The organism is Comamonas suwonensis (assembly GCF_012844455.2).
GTDB classification, from domain to species: domain Bacteria; phylum Pseudomonadota; class Gammaproteobacteria; order Burkholderiales; family Burkholderiaceae_C; genus Comamonas; species Comamonas suwonensis.
This window is the reverse complement of record NZ_JABBCQ020000003.1, coordinates 224885-245832: the sequence shown is the minus strand read 5'-3', so window position 1 is coordinate 245832 and position 20948 is coordinate 224885. Positions and strand designations below refer to the sequence as shown.

Genomic DNA, 20948 nt, shown 5'->3' with positions numbered 1-20948 from the left:
AATTCAGGCCTTCTTACCCCGCAATCGTAAAGATTTGCAACTTCGCACGTCAAGTACATTTCGCCCGGCTTATCGATTCACGCTTGACCTCCATCCATCATCCCGTCTCACCCCCGTCCGCTGAACCTGAGCGAGGCTTGCCGCACCACCTCAGGCAGTTGCTGCACTTTGGCATAACGCTCACGCAGCCAGCAGGCATCGTTGCCCTGCGGCCCCAGCACCTGCTTCAAATCTTGTAGCGCATTGCTACCATTGGCCGGGGCGTAGCTGCTGATTTTCTGCAGCGTCAGCGCGATATGCTCACGCAGTGAATGCTGCTCGCTGCTCACCGGGTCCACATAGGTCCCGTCCAGGCCAAAGCGGCATGCCTGAAAACGGTTGTAGGTGTAGACCAGATAGTCATCTTCGCTGGGCTCAAACGGCTGCTCGCTCAGAAACCAGGCGCCCAGCGCCTGGACATACGCCGCCAGCTGGGCCGCACGGTCAATCGACAGCGGCGTATCGAACACACGCACCTCCACCGTCCCAAACTCGGGCTTGGGCCTGATATCCCAGTAAAAGTCCTTCATGCTGTGAATGACGCCCGTGGCCGCCATTTTGTCAAAGTAGCGCTCAAAGTCTTCCCAGTGCAACGCAAACGGCGCGCGGCCCGAAAGCGGGAACGCGAAAACGGAGTTGAGCCGGGCTGAATCAAACGCCGTGTCCTGCCCCTGGACAAACGGGCTGGAGGCAGACAGCGCAATGAAATGCGGAATGTAGCGCGACAGGCGGTGCAGCATCATCAGCGCATCGTCCGCGCTGGGGCAGCCCACATGCACATGCTGACCGAAGATGGTGAATTGCTTGGTCAGGTAACCATACAGCGCCGTCATCTCCTTGAAGCGCGGCTTGTCATAAATACGCTGCTGGTGCCATTGCTGAAACGGGTGTGTGCCGCCACCGGCCAGTGTGATGTTGAGACGATCTGCGGCCTTGACCAGTGCATCGCGCGTCACGCTGAGCTGCTCATAGGCATCCTGCGCATCCTGGCAGATGCCGGTGGATATTTCGATCATGCTGGCCGTCACCTCGGGCACGATGGATCCCGGCACCTTGGCATTTTTCAGCAGCGCCAGCATGTCGGGCGCATAAGGCGCCATATCGTAGTGATGGGTGCTGAGCAGTTGCAGCTCAAGCTCTACGCCCAGCGACAGGGCTTGCGATGCGGCGAACTCACCCAGCTTCTCTTTAGCTGCTTCATGTGTCATGGCGCTTCTCCCCTCTTTGCAATGCGACGCGGCCTACACCCCGGTGCGCATCGCCGCTGCGCCACAGGGCGCTGGCAGCCAGCAGCACGCCCAGCACCTCGCACAAGGCAATCATGGGCAGGGCAATCGCCGCCAGTTGCTGGGCCACGCCCAGATTGAACACCGACCATTGCTGCACCAGCGCAGACACCATGAGCAAGGCCACGCCCGACAGCGCGATCTGCCCACACGCCACAGGCCACTGCCTGCGCCAGCCAATGGCCGTGCCGTTGCCCAGTAGCAAAATTGCAGAAAATTTGGCCACAAGTCTTGCCAGTACGGCGCTTGCCACGACTGAAATCAGAGCAAGCGACAACCCGACCTGCGCCGCCATGCTGGCCACCAGCACAAACATCAGCAAATTGAGCATGGCGTTGCCGGCCTGAAAAGCCTGAGGCCAGACCAGCGGCCGAGGGCTGAGATTGCGCAGCAGCAGCCCCGCCACCATAAAGGCCAGCGCGGCAGAACCGCCCCATTGCTGGGCCAGCAGACACACTGCGACCATGGCAGCCAGCAGGTACAAGGCCGTGGTGTCGCTGCGCGAAGACTGCCAGCGCAGCACGGGCCAGAAAGCGGCTGTCAGCAACGCAGCCCAGAGCAAGGTGAACAGAACACTGAGCAGCAAACGCCCCAGACCGGCGCTTGAAAACTGCAGCCCGCCACCGGCAGCGGCGGCCACAGGCAGAAACACCACGGTCAACACCAGCGCGCCCAGCAGCGCCAGCAAGGTGCTGATCGTGGCCAGCAGCAGGCTTCTGTCGGTAACCGCACCGCTGGCACGCAGATCATCGGCAATGCGCAGCAAGACAGCAGGTGACGCAGCCATGGACACTACGCCCACCGCCAGAGCCACAGACCAATCCCAGCCCAGCACCCGCAGCACCCCGCCAACCAGCGCCAGCGTCAGCAGCGACTCACCCAGACTTTGCAAGATCAGCCACGGCTGGCGCAGCAGCCAGGGCAAGGACAACTGTGAGGCAGCCAGCAGCAGGCTCACGCCCACCGCGACCTCCAGCAGCAGCAAAGTACTGCCTTGCAGCGGCCATAGCAAATCACCAAACCCCAGCCAGCCGCCTACCAGCCCGACCAGCGTGTAACCCAGCATGCGCGGGTAACCAGTAAAGCGATGAACCAGATGACCGAGCAAAGCTGCGGCGATAACCAAGACACACCAGTTCAGAATCGTTTGCGATGCGGACAACATCGGCGCCCTCCTGTCTCAATGTCGGACACAAAGCCAAGCCTTGAATCCGACTTGCTGCAGGCAGCGTTGCGTGAAGGACAGCGAAACCGCTATCAGAAATGGCTGAAAAGCCGGGTGCAACAACTGCGGGAGATGGCTGGCAACCTGCGTGACGCAGACACAGCCACCGCGCACGCCTTGCTCAGCCGCACTGGCAAGGCACTGAAGTCATGATACGTGCATGTTGCGCAGCAACAAAACACGCTGTCAGCAAAGCAGACGGGCGAAAACCAGAGTCCCTGCGCAAGCGGACGCGCGGCGCGATCCCTTGTCTTGTCTTTGTCTTGGCTCAGGTTTGCAGCATGCGCTGGGTACGACCACGGGCCCCCGCCACCAGCTCGCTGATCAGCACTGCTTCAGGCAGGTTTTTCCAGTATTTTCGCGGCATCTCGCGCTGCATGGCCTGCTCCTTGAGACGTGCCGGGTTGAAGGTGGAGCGGTAATAGGTCAGCCACAGTTGCTCGCCCGCGTCCGGCCCGGGAGCCTGATCCGCCGTGCTGCCAGGGGCAAGCAGCAACTGTTCCAAGTCCCAGTAAACACTGCATTGCGGCGTGAGAATCGCCCAGCGCATATTGGGAAAGCGCCGGCGAAAAAAGCCCGAAGCCGCGCGCAGCACATGGTGCTCGGGCTCGAACCATGCGATTTGCATGGCCTGCCCTTCGGCCTCCGTCCCGGGAACAGGCCTGAAGCGCACAAACGCATGCATTTTGTGAATCTCCCGGCCTGCCGCTTTGGCCAGACGTTCAATCTCGCGCCAGTCACTGTCCAGAGCATCCAGGCGGAGCCTGTGGTCTGACTGCAAGCGATGCAGCCAGCGATAGCACAGCGCAAAGCGGCCGGCCAGATTGTGGCAGCAGGCCAGCCTCAGGGTGGACAGCTGGCTCTTACCCAGACGCAACGGCTGGGTCGGTGGCAGCGGCAACTGGTCCAGCGCACCGGGTGTCAGCGCCCTGCCCACCACGCTGCCCGCTTCATCGGCGGCAAACAAATCCTGCGTTGGCATCTGTCGCGCCAGCGGCTGGCAAAAACGCCAGCGCACGGCATGCGGCTCGGCGTTCAGGGCCAGCAGCACACGGGCAGCCTGACGAAAGCCGTCAAAGTCATCCGGCTGGGCCAGCTCGATCACCAGAAAATCACGGGATACTGCGCTGGATGATTCAGGGTTTGTGTCCATCTGAATCAGTCAAACAGCGAAAGCTGAGATGTATTTGCACTCAAGCCCATATCTGGCAAGCGCATACCGCTATGCTTTTGTTGAACCATACCGTGGCTCATGCGCTGCAGCAATTGCTGGCGCAGCAGCGGGCTTTCCAGATCAGCACGGCGCGGGTGGTAATCCGCCAGCTCCACAAAGGCCAGCACCTTGGCCGTGGCAATGCGCAGCTGCTGCAGATCGGCCAGCCGCAAGCTGCGCCCCCGCCGCGCCATCAACAGACGCTGCACGCTGCGCACACCCAGACCGGGCACGCGCAGCAGCCACTCCTTAGGCGCACGGTTGAGGTTGATGGGAAAGTGCTGCCTATGCGCCAGCGCCCAGGCCAGTTTGGGATCCAGCTCCAGGTCCAGCATGCCGCCGCTACCGGGCAGCACGATTTCTTGATGGGCGAAGCCATAAAAGCGCATCAGCCAGTCCGCCTGGTACAGCCGGTGCTCACGCAGCAGCGGTGGTGCCTGCAACGGCAAATCAGCCGAGGCATCGGGAATGGGGCTGAAGGCCGAGTAATACACGCGCCGCAGCCCGTGGCCGCCGTACAGGCCGCTGCTGGTGAGCAAAATGGCGGCATCGCTGGCATCGTCGGCCCCCACAATCATCTGCGTGCTCTGCCCGCCCGGGGCATAGCGCGGCGGCCTGGCGCGGCGCACGCGCTGGCTGCCGGGCAGCGAGATGATGCCGCTCGCCGCCTGAGAACGGCCTTCTTGCTTGGCAAGCTGGATATGCCGGGCCACATCGCCCATGGCCGACTGAATCTGCTTGGCGTTTTTTTCAGGGGCCAGCTGCTGCAGACCCTCTGGGGTGGGCAGTTCAATATTGATGCTGAGCCGGTCGGCATAGCGGCCCGCCAGCGCCAGCAGCTCGGGCGCTGCATCGGGAATGGTCTTGAGATGGATATAGCCACGAAAGTCGTGGTCTTCACGCAAGCTGCGCGCCACCTCTACCAGTTGCTCCATGGTGTAGTCGCTGGATTGAATGATGCCGCTCGATAGAAACAGCCCCTCAATGCAGTTGCGGCGGTAGAAGTCCAGCGTCAGCGCCACCACCTCAGCGGCCGTAAAGCGCGCCCGCTGCACATTGGAGCTTTTACGGTTGATGCAGTAGCGGCAGTCGTAAATGCAGAAATTGGTCAGCAAGATCTTGAGCAGCGAGATGCAGCGACCATCTGGCGCGTAGCTGTGACAAATGCCCATACCTTCGGACGAGCCCATGCCCTTGCCGCCCAGCGAATTGCGTCCCTTGACGCCGCTGGAGGCACAGCTGGCGTCGTATTTGGCGGCATCAGCCAGGATGCTGAGTTTGGCAATGGTTTCCATGATGGAGACCGGAATCGTTGGACGATTACCGGAATACTGTTTATTTATACAGCACTCTATCGAAACGACTAATGATTGAAATCCCAGGGGTTATAGACTCCACCCAAAATTCAGCATCAAACAAGCCGCTAGCGCTTATTCTGAAAGCGCTAGCAGCTATCAATTTTCAAACCTTGCGAACTTTTGCGGGCACAAAAAAGCCGGGTCAGAGCCCGGCTTTTCATGGATGCCAATGCTGGCTTATTGAAGCTTATGCAGGCAGCTTGCCATCGCGCAGCAGCGCGCCCACCAGCTCTACCCAGTAACGCATGCCCAGCGGCAGGTTGGCGTCATTGAAGTCGTACTTGGGGTTGTGCAGCGATGCGCTGTCTTCACCATTGCCCAGCCAGATATAGACACCGGGGCATTCTTGCGCCATGAAGGCGAAGTCTTCCGACGCCATGCTGGGCACCATGTCGCGGCGCACTTGGCCTTCGCCCAGCACCGTCGTCAGCACATCGGCACAAACTTCGGCATGCGTGGCATTGTTGATGGTGGCTGGGTAGCTGACGCGGTAGTCCAGTTGGGCCTCTAGCCCGTGCAGGGCGCAGGTGGCGGCGATGGCGTCGCGAAAGCGCTGCTCAATGCGCGCGCGCTGGGGCATGTCAAAACAGCGCACCGTGCCGCGCAGCTTGATGGCCTCGGGCATGACGTTGTAGGTGTCGCCGGCGTTAAAGCTGGTGACGCTCAGCACGGCGGGCTTGTGCACTTCTTGCTCACGGGCGATGAGTGCAGGCAGGTGCGTGACCAGTTGGCAGGCGGCCAGCAGTGCGTCTTTGCCCAGGTGCGGCATGGCAGCGTGACAGCCTTTGCCGATCAAGGTCAGGTCAAAAATATCAAATGCGGCCATCACCGGACCGGGGTGGACCGCAGCCGTGCCCACGGGCAAGCCGGGCCAGTTGTGCATGCTGTACACCGCATCCATGGGGAAGCGTTTGAACAGGCCATCTTCAATCATGGCGCGCGCGCCGCCTTCATTTTCTTCCGCAGGCTGAAAGATGAAGTGCACGGTGCCCGCAAAGTCGGGGTGCGATGCCAGCGCTTGCGCGGCGCCCAGCAGCATACTGGTGTGACCGTCGTGTCCACAGGCGTGCATGCGGCCGGTGTGGGTGGAGGCGTGCTCGCACTGGTTCAGCTCCGTCACGTTGAGCGCATCCATATCGGCGCGCAGGCCAATGGACGGGCCAGCGCCACGCAGCCCCTTCAGCACGGCCACCACGCCGGTACCAGCCAGACCGGTGTGCACTTCCAGCCCAAAGCTGGTCAGCAGCTCGATCACACGGGCGCTGGTACGGTGTTCCTGAAACGCGGTTTCGGGGTGGCGGTGAAAGTCATGGCGCCAGGCTTGCATGGCTTGCTGGCCGGGCCATTGAATAGTGTTCAACATAGGGCGTTGCTTCGCTTACATCGTGTGCACAAAGGTCTGAGCGATCATGGTGGCCGCCAGAAACACGCCGGCATTGGCCAGCAGCGAGACGACGACAATGCGCCAGCCCAGGCGGCGGAAGGCAGGAATGTCTTTGGCCAGCGACAGACCCGCAAAGGTCAGCATGGGCGTAATCATGGCCAGGAAGCTGACCTTGGCCGTCATGGCCGCAATTTCAGCCGCAAAAGGAGTGTGCGGGAAGGTCATGGCCATGGCGATAAAGGAAATCCAGCACACGGCAGGCAGCTTGCGGCGCGTGCCCACGTAGATCAGATCGCCCATCAGCACGGCGGCAATAATGATCAGCACACCGGGCAGTGCATCCATCACCGGAATGCCATAACCAATGCGGTTGCCAATCAGCACCATCACACCCACCCAGACCCAGCTCAGCAGACGCATGCCCAGGCTCAGAGCCGGTACATCCACTTTTTCTTCGTCTGCAGCGCCAGCGGCCACGGTCTTTTCCACCGCAGCAGCCTTGCGCTTGCGGCCCAGAATAGGCTCCAGCCATTGGTAGGCACGCACGGCCAGCGGCAGCGAGATGAACAGCGTCAAATAGGTACCGACGGTTGTGGCGATCAGGTTGGCCGCAGCAGCAAAGGTGGCGATCTGGTCGCCCATTTCGGGGTGCTGGGCGGCAATAGCGCCCACGGCGGCGGCTGTCATGCTGCCCGAACCCACGCCCGCGCCCATGCCCAGAGCGATGGGGTGGAAGATGTTCAGGCTGGAGACAAAGCCCGCCAGCAGCGAAATAAAGATCGCGCCGATCAGCGTGCCGGTAATGTATTCGGCCAGTACGCCGCGGCCTTCGGGCGAATCCATGCCAAAGCGCTCGCCGATGATGGCCAGGCCGGGTTCACGACCGATGGAAAAGGTCGCGCCAATCGCCTCGCGCTTGATGCCCAGCATCAGCGCCACGGGCATGCCCAGTGCGACGCAGCCAATCAGGTTGCCCAGCTCCTGCAGCACCAGGCCCCAGCCCACTTGCGCCAGCTGCGGCAGCGAGCCGCCCACCAGCAAGCCCAGCTTGGCAATAAACAGAAACAGCGCGCAAGACAGCACGGCGGCGGCCAGATTCTGGCTATACAGCCCCAGCTGCAGCGGCCCGGGCAGACGTTTGCGCAGCAGGCCCAGTACCAGACCGATCAGCAGCGCCCAGATCATGGGCAGCAACACCACCTTGCCCACGCCCAGAGCGATAGGCAGCGGCCCCAGCCATTCGGACAATGCCGCAATCCCCAGCGCCAGTGCAAACACTTGCACCACACTGCTCATCTTCAACGCTGCCTTGGCTGGCTGCACCTCTGTACGCATCAAACTTCCTTGCGCACGACGGCGGCTGCCGACGCACTGAAATAGCTATGAACCCTGAAAAATGGGCACAGCCAGCCCAAGCTGGCACTCACCCATGCGGGCGTCGAATATAACAATGCATATATTGCATAGACTTCACATTTCTGTTCTAAAAAAGTGAACGTACGTAGGTTTACAGACTTTATCTAGCGACGACAATCAGCCATGCCTGCATTCCAAGACTCCCGCGCCCGCTATCTTTTTGAAGCCGTGTACTGCGGCTCGGTGCGCGCTGCAGCCGAAAAGCTGGGCATCGTACCTTCGGCCGTCAGCCGCCAGATCAGCCTGCTGGAAGAAGAACTGGGCCTTGCCTTGCTGGAGCGCCACCGCCACGGCGTAGTGCCGACCGAAGCCGGTCAGCTGATTCTGGACTACCACCGCGAGCACACCGCCCACCAGCATGACATGCTGGCCAAGGTCGATGCCATGCGCGGCCTGCACAGCGGCAGCGTCAGCGTGGTCAGCGGCGAAGGCTTTGCGCAAGAGCTGATTGACGGACCGATTCGCCAGTTTCGCCAGCAGTACCCCGGCGTCAGCATCTCGCTGGAGATTTACGGCACCACCGAGATCATGCGCCGCATCCGCGAGGACGCGGCAGAGATCGGGCTGGTGTACTACCCGCCCGCCGACAGCCACATCACCGCCCGCGGCACGGCGCGCCAGCCCATGCACGCCATCGTGCACGCCCAGCACCCACTGGCCAGCGCACCGCACACATCGCTGCAAGAGCTGAACCAGTGGCCCATCGCCATGCTGCAAGGCGTGTACGGCATTCGCCAGTTGATTGAATATGCCGAGCACGCCGACAAAATTCACCTCAGCCCGGCGCTCACCAGCAATTTGATCAGCGTGCTGCTGGCCTTTGTCAGCAGCGGCCAGGGCGTGACCCTGCTGCCGCCCTGCTCCGTCACCGCCGCTCTGGCCAGCGGCCGCCTGCGCGCAATACCCATTCACAACCCGGCGTTTCAGGATGCGGAGATGCAGCTCATCACCCGCACCGGCAGGCATCTCTCGCCCGCTGCCAACCGCTTTTTGCTGTACTGCATGCAGGGCATTCAGGCGTTTCAGACCGACCAGCCGATCGGGTAGTCAATCCCGATTCATCGCGCTACTGCCTTTTTTACAGTCCCTCGTTCAATGGAGACCCACCGCAGTGCCTGAGCACAACCGCCGCGTTTGAGGCAGATCAGCACAGGCCAGTCTTCAGAGCCCTATCATCGGCAACCCCTTGAATGCTCTGCGAAGCCTGCTATGTTTTTTGGAATCAGCCATCTTGTTGTCCCCACCGCCGATCTGGAGCGCGCCGCCCAGCTGTGGCGCGATGTGATCGGCTTTGCCGAGGTACACCGGGGCGATGGCTTTGTGGACATCGATACCGGCAGTGCCACGCTGCGGCTGGCGCAGGTGAGCCGGGTCGAATCCAGCCTGTCGCTACGCCTGCAGGTCAGCCAGGTGCAGACCACTTATGACACTTTGCTGGCCGCAGGCTGCAGCACCCGCTACGCGCCCATGAAAACGCCTGAGCTGGAAGAAATGGCCTGCGTCAGCGATGGCGACCAGCACTCCATCGTGCTGTGGCGGCCGCTGAGCGAAGACGAATGGGGCTTTGTGCCCGAGCTGCCCAAGCAAGGCGAATGGCTGCCCGAGGCCGAAGCCCTGCTAAAACGCCTGCTGGCCCATGTGCCGGCCCTCTTTCGCATGCTGGCGCGGCGCAAGACCACGCGGGTGATTGAGCAACTGGCGGCAGAGGCCAAAAGCCCCGTGACCTGCGACTGCGTGATCAAGGGCTATATCACCGCATCGGCCAAGATCACTCGTTTCAGGCTGGTGGAGCCGCTGCGCGCCGAAGGCATCAACCCCGATGATTACCGGGCTGAGTTTGACTACGAATAGGCGTCAAAATATCTCTTAAAAACCGGCTGTAGCGCTTATGTATATTGCGCTAGCAGCTATTAAAAGCATAGAAAACAGAGCACAGGCACCCAGGGCGCAGCACCCACAATCCGCACCGCGGCCTGCCACTACTTCGCAAGAGCTAAGCTCTGCCTTCTTCCTTGCTTTTTCCTTTTTTCTTCTTGATTGAAAGCGATTCCTTGAGCACTACCTCTTTGCCCACTTGCCCCCAATGCGGCCTGGACAACACCTACCCTGACGGCGATCTGCTGATCTGCCCCGACTGCAGCCATGAATGGTCAGCAGGCGCTGCGGCTGACGACGAAGACAGCGGCCCGCGTATCATCAAAGACGCCAACGGCACGCCTTTGGCGGATGGCGACAGCGTGCTGCTGGTCAAGGACCTGAAGGTCAAGGGCTCGTCCACCGTGATCAAGAAAGGCACCAAGATCAAAGGCATTCGCCTCGTCTATGACAACGGCGACCACGATGTGGACTGCAAGACGGATCAGGGGCCGTTCATTCTCAAGTCCGAATTCCTGAAAAAGGCTTGATCGTTAAATAGCACCCAGTCCTTACGAATCAGGCGCTGGGTGCTATCAAAACAGTGATTCAGCGGATGCCAGTTCCTGCTGAATCACTCAAAACGGGTGTGAGTGCCCGAGCAGGCTCGCGCACAATTCGCCAATTCCAAAAAATTGGGACTAAGCCCCTGCAATGGGGGCAGGCAAGCGTTGTACTCGCCGCTGCGCCTGATCAGTGAAAACCCGGATCGCCAGCATCCGATTCACGCCCGTATTCCAGTGACGAAATACCGGCGCTCCCCCTCGACAGCACGTCGGTTCTGGCCCCCAAAAACCACCCGTTTTCAGCCCTGCCAAGCGCACCCAAGGTTTACCCTTGTTGTCGCAATATGACAATCACCTTGCATAAAGCGTTAAGTCTGCTGCAACGCCTGAACCTACATTGAGCCAGAACCTTGTCGCTCTGCCTTGCAGGCCGCCGGGGTTCGGAGACAAATGGCGAAGGTACGCAATGAATCAAAAACGAGAAGACAAACGCGCGCAGGTCCACGCAGACTGCCGCGATGCAGGCAAGGCGATTGCCTCTGAAGCGGCGCATCAAGACGCCAGCACGGTGCGATCCGCACACAGGTTCAAGCCCTGTTTATCCAGTCAGTCCTAGAAAAAACCGGCACGACCTGCGCCGTCAGCCCCGGTTTCTGGACCTGGCCCAGTGCGCAAGCTGTGCAGGAGCTACGCCAAGCGATGCTCCGCACACACCCGATCTCGCCGTCATACACCCACTTCAAGAAGACCAAGATGAATCCAAGCGCAACCACTGTTCAGGGCATCCGACCCCGAACCCAGGCGGCCAGCCCCGACATCGCTGCAGACAACGCGCTGTACTCCAAGGTCAGCTGGCGTCTGCTGCCCCTGCTGCTGCTGTGCTACATGGTCGCCTACCTCGACCGCATCAACATTGGATACGCGCAAATCCAGATGAAGCAGACGCTGGATTTTGGTGACGCCGCCTACGGCTTTGGCGCGGGCCTGTTCTTCATTGGCTACTTTCTGTTTGAAGTGCCCAGCAACCTGCTGCTGGAGAAAATCGGCACCCGCAAGACATTGATGCGCATCATGGTGGTCTGGGGCGTCATCGCCACCGCCATGGCCTGGGTCTCCACGCCCATGCAGTTCTACGTCGCCCGCTTTCTGCTAGGCGCGTTCGAGGCGGGCTTTTTCCCCGGCGTCATCCTCTACTTCACCTACTGGTACCCCTCGGCCCGCCGCGGCCGGGTGATCTCCATCTTTCTGTCCGCCGTCATGGGCATGGCTGTCGTCGCCGGCCCTCTGTGCGGCGCCATCCTCAAGTACATGAACGGCATCGACGGCCTGCACGGCTGGCAGTGGCTGTTCCTCATCCAGGGCCCACCCGCCTGTATCCTGGGCGTCATCCTCTACTACTACCTGCAAGACAGGCCTGCAGACGCCAAGTGGCTGACCGCCGAGGAAAAAGCCCGCCTGCAACACAATCTGGCCAACGACAGCCAAGACGGCGGCAAGCCCGGAGCGCACGGTCACCATGGCCACCAGAGCGGTCACGGCCACAATGCCACCCTGAGCCAGCTGCTGCGCGACCCCAAGGTCTACGCCCTGTCTCTGGCCTATTTCATGATGCACGGCGCCACTTATCTGTTTGTCTTCTGGATGCCCACCGTCATTCAGGGTCTGGGTGTGCAGGACGTGCTGCATGTCGGCATCTACTCGGCCATTCCGTTTATCGCTGGCCTGATCGGCATGATTGCCTTTGGTGCCAGCTCGGACAGATTCCGTGAACGCCGCTGGCATTTCTTCATCGCCACCGGCCTGGCCATTGTCGGCCTCGTCATCACGCTGCAAATGCACGGCCACCTGGAAGGCTCGCTGATCTCCCTGGCCTTCACGCTGATCGGCCTGGCGGCCCTGCCCCCGCTGTTCTTTGCCCTGGTCAGTGACTACCTCTCACCCGCCGTGGCCGCTGGCGGCATCGCCCTCATCAGCAGCCTGGGCAACCTCGGCTCTGCCGCCAGCCCCATGCTGGCCGGTGTGATGACCCAGTACACGGGCAACAAGCAGTACAGCATCTACCTGGTGCTGATCATGCTGGTCCTCTCCGTCATCGTGCTGATGCTGACCACCATGCGCAAAGCCAAAGCCTAAAAAGAGAAGACCCACCAGGCCTGAAAAGACTCAGCGCGCTTGAAGCGCCTGAGCCCAAAATCAGCGCCCTCAAAAAGACCCACGCCAGGTGCAGCCCATGCACTTGGCGTGGGTCTTTTTTGTCTGGATGTCTTCTGGATTTCTGTCTGAAATTCACCGCTGAGAGATGCTGCGGCAGGCACAGCCAGCGCAACAATGCTTTGACCTAAAACGGGCTAAAGCGCCCGCCCAATCATCGCTTTCAGCTATCAAAATCATAAGGTCCCGGATCACTCGGAGAGCGCAGCTTTGCCGCGCCTTCGCGCACCTGCGCCCTTTGCGCCCATGCGCCGCGATATGTGACCTGAACCACAGGCGTGGCTCTGCGCCTGCAACCACCTGCAGGAACGCCAAGTAAACCTGTCAACCGCAGTACCCCACGCGAGAAACCATTTAACAAGGAAAGACGATGACCTGCGATCACCTCAAAGTGCTGGAGCTGGCGAAAGCCGGCCACTGGGAAGAATCCCACGCCATGGTGCAAAAACACGGGGACGAGCTGTCTTGCCAGATCCACGGCTACCTGCACCGGGTTGAGGGCGATCTGAGCAACGCCAGATACTGGTATGGCCGTGGCAACAGCAAACTGCCGAGCAATTCGCTGGACCAGGAGTGGGAGCGCTTGAACGCGCGCATCTGGATTTCTGAGGCCTGAACACGCTGCCGGGCGCATGGCAGATGTGCAGATGGCTTGATTCGGACCATTTGATGCCCGTAGCGCCCATCCATCAAGCGCTGTCTGCTATCAAAAAAATTCCGCCAATGTTTATTTGAGCTGCGCCTCGGCCTCAGGATTGGCTTCATACCGCACTCAGCCCGCCACCACCGGCTTGCCCGCCGCAGTGCCACTTTGACGGTCGCTGAGGTGCAAGCGCCCCTCGTTCACCGCCACCTCGGCAAAGTCAAACGGGCTCATGCCTGCTATGCAAGCCACATTCACGCCGTACTGATGCGGCGACGAGCGTCGCTGATGAAAGGTATAGATACCGCAATGCTTGCAGAAGAAATGCTTAGCCTGGCCGGTGTTGAACTGGTAGAGCGTCAGCGCATCCTGGCCCTGCTGCACCTGAATTCCACTCAGCTCTGCCGACACCGCCACGGCACCGCGCATGCGGCAAAACGAACAATTGCAGCGCCGCGCGGTGCTCAGCCCATCGCTGAGCAACACGGTAAAACGCACTGCGCCGCAATGGCAGGCGGCGTTGAGCGGCTTGGAAAAGTCGGAGGGTGGGTTAGACATGGGCCGTCTCCATCATCGGTTCTGTTTTGATAGCTATACGTGCTTTATTTCCACGCGGTTTGGGCTGATTCTGCCCCATGCCTGATGGACGGACAGATGCCGGGTTTCGCCCCGGCGGGCGCCCTACTTTCTGTGGCCAGAAAGTAGGCAAAGAGCCTGACCCTACTGCCGCGTCCCCTTCGCTGCGCTACGGGGCAAACCTGCGCCACCTGCCTCTTGTTGCTGTGCGGCAAAACTCACTGCGTGCCTTTGGCACTCCGTTCAAACAGGTTGCCGCAGAACTGATAACGATGCGGCTGCACTCTTCGGTGCAGCCGCCCGCAACAAGAGGCCGCCGTCGCAGGCCCGGGCAAAAGGGCAAAAGAGCAAAAACCAGAGATAGCTTCTCTATAAAAATAGATAGCTGCTACCGCTTGATAAATAAGCACTAGAGGCTTATTGTCCTCATTTCGTCACAACTCTGGCAGGCCGTCCGCTCCCGGCTTTCCGCCCTTTTGTCTGCGCCTGCGGCACGCGGTTCAGGCTGCGGGCAACGCTGCCGCAGGACAGCGTTGCTTCGTGATCTGACTTGCCGCCGTTTGTCTGAGCGTAGCGGCAAAGCCGTGCAGCGAGTTGGGCGGCACCGCAGGCTGAATCGCGTGACGCAGGTTTGCCCGTAGCGAAGCGCAGGGACGCAGACAGCAGGGTCGCCTTTTCTTTGGGTACTTATCTTTTGGCGAAGCAAAAGAAAGTACCTCGCCTGCCGGGGCGAGACCCGGCCTCTGTCGCTGGCGGCGATATAACGCTAGAAAACTCCCTTGAGGCTTGCACCATCCAAAAATAAAAAAATTCAGCTTTAGCCTTTATGCAGAATGCGTTTACAGCTATCAATTTTGATAAATATTTCATTCCTATCAAAAAAACAAAAAATTTATCACACTTGATTTATAGACAAATTGTTTCAGAAAACAGAGCCTTGCTTTTAGACTCAATGTAGGAGATATCTTGCAAAGCGCTTAAAACAATATGGCCAAATTTTTAAATACGTCAGCGACCAATTACTTTCTTGAAGAACTGATCAACGGCACCAAGGAAAGGCTGGTACTCATCAGCCCTTTTCTCAAGCTCAATGACCGTATCAAGGAACTGCTGGAAGACAAAAACCGGCTGAAGATCGATGTGCGCATCGTCTACGGCAAAAGCGATTTACAGCCACAGGAAATCGAATGGCTCAAGGCGCAGAGCTATATCCGCACCAGCTTTTGCAAAAACCTGCATGCCAAGTGCTATCTGAACGAGGAAAACGCCATCCTCACCAGTCTGAACCTCTACGAGTTCAGCCAGATCAATAAAAACGAAATGGGCATCCTTATCCGTCGCGATGACAATGCGGAACTCTATAAAGACACCTACGAAGAAGCGAAGCGCAGCGCATCATCCGAATCAGCGATGAAGTGCGCATCAGCATGGAGCGTGTAAACGCCGTCGAACAGGAATCAGCCACCGCCAATGGAAATGCAGATGGCAGCGATGAGGAAGTCAGTAGCAATGGTGTTCAGAAACTTTCCACCTCCAAGATCGCGGCCAAGCAGGCGGGGATTGAATTTGTGGCTAAGTCTAGGTTTGGGCCCTATTTTTTATGGCCTGAACAATTTCAGCCAATGGTTTATTAAATTAAAACCAAAATTCACTAGGAGAAGCAATGATAATTAATGGTTGGCAAAAATGTGCCATGTTTAATACAATATTACTCAAGGTAGAAAAAGAAAAATCAAATAATATCGGCACCGGATTTTTGTTTGTTTACGAATTCGAAAACAATATTATCCCATTCATAGTAACCAATAGACATGTCATAGAAGACTACAAATTCATTAAAGCCGTATTTCACAAACGCGCCACAGATTTGAACGATTGTTTTACAGTGAACTCGCCATCTGGCTCACTAAATATAGACAAGTATAATTATGCCAGCATTGACATGAGTTCTAACGAAGTATTTTTTCATAAAAATAAAGCGATAGACTTAGCATTCATCTCATGCAATAGCATAATAAAGAGGAATGACCTAGCTTTAGTTCCATTCAGTCAAAAAATGATTCTTGACTGGGAAAATTCATCCATTCCACCTGGGGCTAGCCTACTCTTTTTCGGGTACCCGAAAGAGTTGATGGAGAAGACCCATCACTTACCAATTGTAAGGACTGCCAACATGGCTTCCTTATCCGAAGTGGACTTCGATGGGAAGCCTGAATTCCTTCTAGATGGAGTTGTTTGGCCAGGATCCAGTGGAAGTCCTGTATTTATTGAAGATAAAAATAAAGATTCTTTTTCAATGGTTGGGGTTATTTATGAATATAAATATTTTCCAGAAAATGGAAACCTGAGAACCAACTTATCATTAGGCACAGCAATTAAATCATCCGAAATAATTAGTTGCATTGAAGACGTTTTATTTTCATAAATCATTATGGATAGGCGTGTAGTCCTGCATGCTACGGCCTGGATAAGACACAGCAATCAACGCCAAAAAACAAAGGCAGCCCGAAGGCTGCCTTTGTTTTGATCAGATCCTGAGACTTGATCTCTGCACTTACTTGCGCACAGGTGGCACATCCGTGCAGGAACCATGTGCCACTTCCGCCGCCATGCCGATGGACTCTCCAAGGGTTGGGTGGGGGTGAATGGTCTTGCCGATGTCCACGGTGTCTGCGCCCATTTCGATGGCCAGAGCCACTTCGCCGATCATGTCGCCGGCGTGTGTGCCGACCATGCCGCCGCCCAGGATACGGCCATGGCCGTGGGCTTCGGGGGAGTCGTCAAACAGCAGCTTGGTCACGCCTTCGTCGCGGCCGTTGGCAATGGCGCGGCCGGAGGCTGCCCAGGGGAACAGGCCCTTCTTGACCTTGATGCCTTGTGCCTTGGCCTGGTCTTCGGTCAGACCCACCCATGCCACTTCGGGGTCGGTGTAAGCCACCGAAGGAATCACGCGGGCATTGAAAGCGGCAGCAGCCAGCTCCTTGTTGCCTTGCAGCTCGCCAGCGATGACTTCCGCGGCCACGTGGGCTTCGTGCACGGCCTTGTGTGCCAGCATGGGCTGACCCACGATGTCGCCGATTGCGAAGATGTTGGGCACGTTGGTGCGCATCTGGATGTCGACGTCGATGAAGCCGCGATCGGTCACAGCCACGCCAGCCTTTTCGGCGCTGATCTTCTTGCCGTTGGGCGTGCGGCCCACGGCTTGCAGAACCAGGTCGTAGGTCTGGGGTTCAGGCACGGTGATGCCGTCCTTGGCAGGAGCGAACGAGACCTTGATGCCTTCGGGCGTGGCTTCGGCACCCACGGTCTTGGTGTTGACCATGATGTTGTCGAAACGCGGCGCGTTCATCTTCTGCCAGATCTTGACCAGATCGCGGTCAGCGCCTTGCATCAGGCCATCCATCATTTCCACCACGTCCAGGCGTGCGCCCAGTGTGGAATAGACGGTGCCCATTTCCAGACCGATGATGCCGCCGCCCAGGATCAGCATGCGCTTGGGCACTTCCTTCAGGTCCAGCGCGCCGGTGGAATCGACCACGCGGGGGTCCTTGGGCATGAAGGGCAGGTGCACGGCTTGCGAGCCCGCAGCGATGATGGCGTTCTTGAACTGAACGATCTTCTTGCTGCCGGTCTTCTCTTGGCCTTCGCCCGTGGTTTCTTCCACTTCGAGGTGGTTGGCAGACACGAAGTTGCCATAGCCGCGCACGACGGTGACCTTGCGCATCTTGGCCATCTGGCCCAGACCGCCGGTCAGCTTGCCGATGACCTTTTCCTTGTGGCCGCGCAACTGGTCAATGTTGACTTCAGGAGCCGCGAACTTGACGCCCGCCACTTCCAGGTGCTTGACTTCGTCCATCACGGCAGCCACGTGCAGCAGTGCCTTGGAGGGAATGCAACCCACGTTCAGGCAGACGCCGCCCAGGGTGGCGTAACGCTCGACCAGGATGACCTTGAGGCCCAGATCGGCTGCGCGGAAGGCTGCGGAGTAGCCGCCGGGGCCACCACCGATGACAACAACGTCGCAGTCCATGTCCACGGTGCCGGCAAAGTTGCTGGCCACGGGGGCAGGAGCTGCTGCGACGGGTGTGGCGACTGGCGCTGCAACCGGTGCAGCCACGGGAGCGGGAGCAGCTGCTGCGGGTGCAGGAGCTGCAGCACCGGCAGTGGCTTCCAGCGAGATGATGACGGAGCCTTCGGCAACCTTGTCACCGACCTTGACCAGAATGGCCTTGACCACGCCAGCATGGCTGGAGGGGATCTCCATGGAGGCTTTGTCGCTCTCCACAGTCAGCAGCGATTGGTCCACAGCCACGGTGTCACCGGGCTGAACCAGCAGTTCGATCACGCCAACTTCGGCGAAGTCGCCAATGTTAGGTACCTTGATATCGATGAGGCTCATATGCGCTCCTATCTTGGTTTTTGTCTCTGGGCTGCCTGACGCTACAGGCAGCTCAAACGGGTTGTCTCGGGTCTGTCTCGGTCTGAAGACGGGGCTTGCGCCTCAGCTCCAGTCAAACGTCAGCAGTACGGTGCGGCTTTCGGGCTCGAAGAACAGCAGAATTTCGCAGTCGCTGCCGGTGAACTCGTTGGCATAGGTGCTGGTGATGAACTCGAATGCAGCGTCCGTTTCCGGGTGGATGGGGTGAATGCCGTCATCCGTACCAATGTCACTGAGCAGCGGGTTGGTCAGATTGCTCCAGTTACCGCCCCACGCAGGCCCGCCCAGCACGCCGAGCAGATAGCGACCCGAAGTGGAGTCATAACAATCCGTGCCTAGCTCATACAAGGGCAGCTTGGCAACTTCAGCAGCGTCACCCCAGGGCTTGGCAGCATTCCAGCCGTTGGCCAGAAAGTCCTGCCTGGCCTGCTCATAGATCGCATGCTGAAGCGCGTAGTGCAGCTCCATGATGTCGTTCCACGAATACCGGGCTTCGTGATCGAGCGCAAACGGTGGCTCTACGCCGCGTTTGACCAGGTCACGGTGCATGTCCCGCACTTCGCGCCAGCTGTGCTTTTTTTCAGCCCAGTCGGCACGCTCCTGCTCCAGCATGAAGTAGCGCCAGTCACCCAGCAGCTCGTACTTGCCGTCGTCGTTCAGCTTGAAAGCCAGCCAGTCAGGCTTGAGCAGCGCATTACCAAACTCCTCACCACCCCACTCCCCCACGCGCCCGTCATAGGGCTCGCAGGGGGCGATGAGATGAATCGGCCCGCTCCAGGCGTCATCCAGCAGCGCGAGGTCAATCGTTACCAGCGGCAGAAAATGCCGCGCGTACTTGTTGACCGGCTCGGCAAACACCTCCGCCACATCCGGAAAAGGCCGGATGCCGGGGATGACGCCGCGCACATGCTCGATGGGGTGCTGTCTCAGGTTCTTCATCTCACTCACAAGGCAGTAAGGTGAAGCGCAAGCGCATCAGTTTTGATAGCAGCTTGCGCATGATTTATATGCGCTACAGGCCGATTTCTTTCAAAACCGGCCTGCTCTTGCTCTGACTTACAGCAGGATGCGGCGGTAATCCGCCAGCACGGCGCCCAGATAGGCGTTGAAGCGTGCAGCCAGCGCGCCGTCGATGACGCGGTGGTCGTACGACAGGCTCAGCGGCAGCATCAGGCGGGGCACAAATTGCTTGCCATCCCACACGGGAGTCATCTGGCCCTTGGACAGACCCAGAATCGCCACTTCAGGGGCGTTCACGATAGGTGTGAAGTGGGTGCCACCAATGCCGCCCAGCGACGAGATGGACATGCAACCGCCTTGCATATCGGCTGCACCGAGCTTGCCGTCGCGGGCCTTCTTGGCCAGCTCGCCCATTTCCTGGCTGATCTGCATGATGCCCTTCTTGTCGGCATCCTTGAGCACGGGCACAACGAGACCGTTGGGCGTGTCAGCGGCAAAACCGATGTTGAAGTACTGCTTGTAGACCAGGGTGTCGCCGTCGAGGCTGGTGTTGAACTCAGGGAACTTCTTGAGTGCAGCAACCAGTGCCTTGATGACGAAAGCCAGCATGGTGACCTTGACATCGCTCTTGGCCTTTGCGCTTTCGGCATTGGTCGAGACGCGGAAGGCTTCCAGCTCGGTGATGTCGGCCAGGTCATTGTTGGTGACGTGGGGAATCATCACCCAGTTGCGGTGCAGGTTGGCGCCCGAGATCTTCTTGATGCGCGACAGATCCTTGCGTTCCACCGGACCGAACTTGGCGAAGTCGACCTTGGGCCAGGCCAGCACTTCCAGGCCACCGACGTTGCCGCCGGAAGACTTGGGCGCTGTGGCTTGCTGAGCCAGGGTCTGCACGGCACCGGCCATCACCGACTTGGTGAAGGCTTGAATGTCGTCAGCCGTGATACGGCCCTTTTGGCCCGAACCCTTGACTTCCGCCAGAGGCACGCCCAGTTCACGAGCGAACTTGCGCACCGAAGGCGATGCGTGGGGCAGCTTGCCCGAAGGCGCAACCGTGGGGTTGTGCGCTGGAGCAGCCACTGGAGCGGCGGCCACGGGGGCTGCAGCAACTGGAGCAGCCACAGGGGCGGCAACCGCAGCAGCGGCAGGAGCCGCTGCCTGCACAGGAGCTGCTGCAGGAGCCGCGCCTTGCACCGTGATCTGACCCACAACGTCACCGATATTGACGGTGTCGCCCAGCTTGATGCTCAGCGCCGTGATGGTGCCGGCCGAAGGCGATGGGATCTCCATCGAAGCCTTGTCGGACTCCACGGTGAACAGTGATTGCTCAACGGCCACGGTGTCGCCCACCTTGACCAGCATTTCAATCACAGCCACGTCCTTGAAATCACCGATATCGGGAATCTTCAGGTCCACGGTGGACGAGGCGGCAGGCGCTGCAGCGACCGGAGCAGCTGCTACAGGAGCGGCGGCCACGGGTGCAGGTGCAGCAGCCACGGGGGCCGCAGCAGCAGCTGCTGGAGCAGGAGCCGCTTCCGCGGTTTCCAGCACCACGATCACGGAGCCTTCCTTGACCTTGTCGCCCAGAGCGACCTTGATCTCCTTGACCACGCCAGCGTGGCTCGAAGGGATCTCCATGGAAGCCTTGTCGGATTCCACGGTCAACAGGGACTGCTCGACCTTGATGGTGTCACCCACCTTGACCAGCACTTCGATCACGCCAACTTCGGAGAAGTCGCCAATGTCGGGGACTTTGATGTCTGTCAATGCCATGTTCGA

At 59.1% G+C, this 20948-nt stretch carries 18 protein-coding genes; 8 read left to right on the top strand and 10 right to left on the bottom strand.

All coding sequences use genetic code 11. The features are described from left to right. Positions 1-107 precede the first annotated feature (107 nt). The 6 genes from HF327_RS04845 to HF327_RS04820 form a co-directional block, all read right to left on the bottom strand. Positions 108-1247, bottom strand: a complete 1140-nt coding sequence (locus HF327_RS04845; RefSeq protein WP_169107163.1) for a YbdK family carboxylate-amine ligase — start codon at positions 1245-1247, stop codon at positions 108-110. After that, entirely contained in the window at positions 1237-2490 is a 1254-nt protein-coding gene (locus HF327_RS04840; protein WP_169107162.1) for a cation:proton antiporter domain-containing protein, read from the bottom strand. The genes HF327_RS04845 and HF327_RS04840 overlap by 11 nt, the downstream gene beginning before the upstream one ends. Before the next feature lie 328 nt (positions 2491-2818). Next, positions 2819-3703, bottom strand: coding sequence for a TIGR03915 family putative DNA repair protein (locus tag HF327_RS04835; RefSeq protein WP_169107161.1), 885 nt, complete (start codon positions 3701-3703; stop codon positions 2819-2821). 5 nt (positions 3704-3708) lie between these two features. Beyond that, positions 3709-5058 (bottom strand): putative DNA modification/repair radical SAM protein, encoded by a 1350-nt coding sequence (locus HF327_RS04830; RefSeq protein WP_169107160.1) that lies wholly within the window; start codon positions 5056-5058, stop codon positions 3709-3711. A gap of 250 nt (positions 5059-5308) precedes the next feature. Beyond that, on the bottom strand, positions 5309-6484 hold the full coding sequence (locus HF327_RS04825) for a M20 aminoacylase family protein (RefSeq protein ID WP_169107159.1): 1176 nt from the start codon (positions 6482-6484) through the stop codon (positions 5309-5311). A 15-nt stretch (positions 6485-6499) separates the two neighbouring features. After that, positions 6500-7840, bottom strand: coding sequence for a DUF3100 domain-containing protein (locus HF327_RS04820; protein ID WP_169107158.1), 1341 nt, complete (start codon positions 7838-7840; stop codon positions 6500-6502). A gap of 204 nt (positions 7841-8044) precedes the next feature. On the opposite strand from HF327_RS04820, the gene HF327_RS04815 reads away from it, so the two are divergent. The 5 genes from HF327_RS04815 to HF327_RS04795 all read left to right on the top strand — a co-directional run bounded on the left by HF327_RS04815 (position 8045) and on the right by HF327_RS04795 (position 13168). Further along, positions 8045-8968, top strand: a complete 924-nt coding sequence (locus HF327_RS04815; protein ID WP_169107157.1) for a LysR family transcriptional regulator — start codon at positions 8045-8047, stop codon at positions 8966-8968. Between the two features lie 162 nt (positions 8969-9130). Further along, positions 9131-9772: a VOC family protein gene (locus HF327_RS04810; protein WP_169107156.1), complete on the top strand. Its 642-nt coding sequence runs from the start codon at positions 9131-9133 to the stop codon at positions 9770-9772. Between the two features lie 200 nt (positions 9773-9972). After that, the gene (locus tag HF327_RS04805; protein WP_099737964.1) at positions 9973-10326 is read left to right on the top strand and encodes a zinc ribbon domain-containing protein YjdM; all 354 of its coding nucleotides are present in this window, start codon (positions 9973-9975) and stop codon (positions 10324-10326) included. 768 nt (positions 10327-11094) lie between these two features. After that, positions 11095-12474: an MFS transporter gene (locus HF327_RS04800; protein ID WP_169107155.1), complete on the top strand. Its 1380-nt coding sequence runs from the start codon at positions 11095-11097 to the stop codon at positions 12472-12474. Positions 12475-12922: 448 nt separating this feature from the next. Further along, positions 12923-13168, top strand: a complete 246-nt coding sequence (locus HF327_RS04795; RefSeq protein WP_169107154.1) for a hypothetical protein — start codon at positions 12923-12925, stop codon at positions 13166-13168. A 156-nt stretch (positions 13169-13324) separates the two neighbouring features. On the opposite strand, the gene HF327_RS04790 is transcribed toward HF327_RS04795, so the two are convergent. Continuing rightward, positions 13325-13753, bottom strand: a complete 429-nt coding sequence (locus HF327_RS04790; RefSeq protein WP_169107153.1) for a GFA family protein — start codon at positions 13751-13753, stop codon at positions 13325-13327. 1005 nt (positions 13754-14758) lie between these two features. On the opposite strand from HF327_RS04790, the gene HF327_RS04785 reads away from it, so the two are divergent. From HF327_RS04785 to HF327_RS04780, 3 genes are read left to right on the top strand one after another with little or no spacing between them, the layout of a single operon-like run. Beyond that, positions 14759-15211, top strand: coding sequence for a phospholipase D family protein (locus tag HF327_RS04785; RefSeq protein ID WP_236024047.1), 453 nt, complete (start codon positions 14759-14761; stop codon positions 15209-15211). Then, entirely contained in the window at positions 15199-15405 is a 207-nt protein-coding gene (locus HF327_RS21955; RefSeq protein ID WP_236024046.1) for a hypothetical protein, read from the top strand. The genes HF327_RS04785 and HF327_RS21955 overlap by 13 nt, the downstream gene beginning before the upstream one ends. 29 nt (positions 15406-15434) lie before the next feature. Further along, positions 15435-16196: a S1 family peptidase gene (locus HF327_RS04780; protein ID WP_169107152.1), complete on the top strand. Its 762-nt coding sequence runs from the start codon at positions 15435-15437 to the stop codon at positions 16194-16196. Between the two features lie 129 nt (positions 16197-16325). Here HF327_RS04780 and lpdA read toward each other — a convergent pair whose 3' ends face one another. From lpdA to aceF, 3 genes are all read right to left on the bottom strand, one after another. Next, positions 16326-18170, bottom strand: coding sequence for a dihydrolipoyl dehydrogenase (lpdA, locus tag HF327_RS04775; RefSeq protein ID WP_169107151.1), 1845 nt, complete (start codon positions 18168-18170; stop codon positions 16326-16328). Between the two features lie 102 nt (positions 18171-18272). Next, positions 18273-19148 (bottom strand): hypothetical protein, encoded by an 876-nt coding sequence (locus tag HF327_RS04770; protein ID WP_169107150.1) that lies wholly within the window; start codon positions 19146-19148, stop codon positions 18273-18275. Between the two features lie 117 nt (positions 19149-19265). After that, positions 19266-20942, bottom strand: coding sequence for a dihydrolipoyllysine-residue acetyltransferase (gene aceF, locus HF327_RS04765; protein WP_169107149.1), 1677 nt, complete (start codon positions 20940-20942; stop codon positions 19266-19268). Positions 20943-20948 lie beyond the last annotated feature (6 nt).

Excerpts from the sequence above, each read along its gene's own strand:
- HF327_RS04835 (WP_169107161.1), bottom strand. The coding sequence starts at position 3,703 with ATGGACACAAACCCTGAATCATCCAGCGCAGTATCCCGTGATTTTCTG.
- HF327_RS04800 (WP_169107155.1), top strand. The coding sequence starts at position 11,095 with ATGAATCCAAGCGCAACCACTGTTCAGGGCATCCGACCCCGAACCCAG.
- HF327_RS04780 (WP_169107152.1), top strand. The coding sequence starts at position 15,435 with ATGATAATTAATGGTTGGCAAAAATGTGCCATGTTTAATACAATATTA.
- HF327_RS04825 (WP_169107159.1), bottom strand. The coding sequence starts at position 6,484 with ATGTTGAACACTATTCAATGGCCCGGCCAGCAAGCCATGCAAGCCTGG.
- lpdA (WP_169107151.1), bottom strand. The coding sequence starts at position 18,170 with ATGAGCCTCATCGATATCAAGGTACCTAACATTGGCGACTTCGCCGAA.
- HF327_RS04795 (WP_169107154.1), top strand. The coding sequence starts at position 12,923 with ATGACCTGCGATCACCTCAAAGTGCTGGAGCTGGCGAAAGCCGGCCAC.
- aceF (WP_169107149.1), bottom strand. The coding sequence starts at position 20,942 with ATGGCATTGACAGACATCAAAGTCCCCGACATTGGCGACTTCTCCGAA.
- HF327_RS04840 (WP_169107162.1), bottom strand. The coding sequence starts at position 2,490 with ATGTTGTCCGCATCGCAAACGATTCTGAACTGGTGTGTCTTGGTTATC.
- HF327_RS04785 (WP_236024047.1), top strand. The coding sequence starts at position 14,759 with ATGGCCAAATTTTTAAATACGTCAGCGACCAATTACTTTCTTGAAGAA.
- HF327_RS04790 (WP_169107153.1), bottom strand. The coding sequence starts at position 13,753 with ATGTCTAACCCACCCTCCGACTTTTCCAAGCCGCTCAACGCCGCCTGC.
- HF327_RS04770 (WP_169107150.1), bottom strand. The coding sequence starts at position 19,148 with ATGAAGAACCTGAGACAGCACCCCATCGAGCATGTGCGCGGCGTCATC.
- HF327_RS21955 (WP_236024046.1), top strand. The coding sequence starts at position 15,199 with ATGGAGCGTGTAAACGCCGTCGAACAGGAATCAGCCACCGCCAATGGA.
- HF327_RS04845 (WP_169107163.1), bottom strand. The coding sequence starts at position 1,247 with ATGACACATGAAGCAGCTAAAGAGAAGCTGGGTGAGTTCGCCGCATCG.
- HF327_RS04810 (WP_169107156.1), top strand. The coding sequence starts at position 9,131 with ATGTTTTTTGGAATCAGCCATCTTGTTGTCCCCACCGCCGATCTGGAG.
- HF327_RS04820 (WP_169107158.1), bottom strand. The coding sequence starts at position 7,840 with ATGCGTACAGAGGTGCAGCCAGCCAAGGCAGCGTTGAAGATGAGCAGT.
- HF327_RS04815 (WP_169107157.1), top strand. The coding sequence starts at position 8,045 with ATGCCTGCATTCCAAGACTCCCGCGCCCGCTATCTTTTTGAAGCCGTG.
- HF327_RS04830 (WP_169107160.1), bottom strand. The coding sequence starts at position 5,058 with ATGGAAACCATTGCCAAACTCAGCATCCTGGCTGATGCCGCCAAATAC.